Origin of the sequence: Zunongwangia mangrovi (assembly GCF_900112105.1) — a bacterium.
In the GTDB taxonomy this organism is placed as follows: domain Bacteria; phylum Bacteroidota; class Bacteroidia; order Flavobacteriales; family Flavobacteriaceae; genus Zunongwangia; species Zunongwangia mangrovi.
The window spans coordinates 1-1,530 of record NZ_FOKV01000031.1; the positions used below are offsets into that span (position 1 = coordinate 1).

The 1,530-nt window shown below is 32.2% G+C and carries 2 protein-coding genes; both read right to left on the reverse strand.

Features of this window, described 5'->3' with window-relative positions:
- Nucleotides 1-123: 123 nt before the first annotated feature.
- Nucleotides 124-708 carry a hypothetical protein gene (locus BM201_RS17970; RefSeq protein ID WP_092545209.1) on the reverse strand — a complete coding sequence of 195 codons (585 nt, stop codon included), beginning with the start codon at nucleotides 706-708 and terminating at the stop codon, nucleotides 124-126.
- A gap of 154 nt (nucleotides 709-862) precedes the next feature.
- Nucleotides 863-1,417, reverse strand: coding sequence for a CPCC family cysteine-rich protein (locus tag BM201_RS17975; protein ID WP_092545211.1), 555 nt, complete (start codon nucleotides 1,415-1,417; stop codon nucleotides 863-865).
- Nucleotides 1,418-1,530 lie beyond the last annotated feature (113 nt).

Genomic DNA, 1,530 nt, shown 5'->3' on the forward strand with positions numbered 1-1,530 from the left:
GAGTATGGACAGTTGCGGGTTGGTTAGCCAGGTTCTGTCCGCTTAAAATAAATATAGCTAAAATCATCGAATTTCGATTAAGTATTTAGCCGCAATTGGCTATACGCGTTGTTACCACACGTTTTATTTTTCAATTGGTAATTTAAGAATATCTTTTATTTTAATAATGTCAGTTTCGGATAATGCTAAAAATCCTACTGTATGTTTTTGGTTTGGTTCAAGGTTAAAAACTATTTCATTTTCTGTTATTTTAATCCCAGAGATAGAGTTCATTTTTAAGGTATAATTTTTACCTAAATGATCAATAACTAATGCTGGATTAACAAGCTTTATTTTTGTAGTCTTAACGGGAAAAAAGCCTCTAGTAAAAGTCGATATTCCTATAACAAAAACTAAAAAAAGAAAATTGATGTTTATGTCGGTCATCAATGAACAGACGATTGTTCCTGAAATAACCAATCCACCAAATATAAATCTGGTAATTTGTGAATATTGGTCGTTGTTAGTTCTCAAGTAAACAAAGGGGTCGGAGTTTCTTTTTTTGAATTCAAAATATTCCATTAATATTACAATTCCCATCATTGCTAGAAATAATATAATGAGGTTAAGTTCCAAGTCAGGCATTGAACTGAAAAGGTCGAAATAAAATAAATTGAATATCGTTAGTAATGCTAATAATTCATTGAGTATTTTCTTAATTATTGCCATTTTTCTCAAATGTGTGGTAACGGTCTTGTATAACAATCAGTTGCGGATTGGTTGAAAACTAAGATAGCTAAAATTACTGACTTTTATGCTTGCGCGGTTGTGTCCGAAGGACACAAAGCCGCAATTGTTGTTATACATTGTTAGCACACGTTTTTTATTCAGCTTCGTATTTTGGATTTCGAATATCACTTCTATGAACCTTCTGCACGTTTTTTATCAAATCTCTTTCACAAGCTCCAAATTCCGCAAAGTTCTTTTTTGCTTGGTTTAATGAAACTCGATTTGCGCCACCTTTATAGTTCGGGTCATTTTTTTGAATTGGGTCATCTTCCCAAAAGCAAATTGTACAAATCTGATAAGTTCCATTTGGTTTTTCATTCAGCGTATTGTAACCACAACAATCGCAGTAAAATCTGCCATTTGCTTGAGCTCTTTGAAATTGCACAATTTCAATCAATTCTTTGTCAGAGTATTTTTTCAAAAAGTCAACTATTTTGTTTTCAGAGTACTCTTTAGAGAAGAAAAGTCGATAACTTTCGTAATTGGTTTTAGCTAATTCAGGATTTATTTCTTGAAAAAATTCGTAGTCTATTTCACACTCTTCACGCAAATAATCTTCGATAATGTCTTTTAATTCCCACGTATCAACATCAAGAACAGTTTGGTTATCTATTCTGTGAAGTTTAATATGTGGTCTTTCAATTTTCATGATTTTTCTCAAATGTGTGCTAACGGTTTCGAGTATGGACAGTTGCGAGTTGGTTTGCCAGGTTTTGTCCGCTTATAATAAATATAGCTAAAAACATCGAATAACGGATGAAG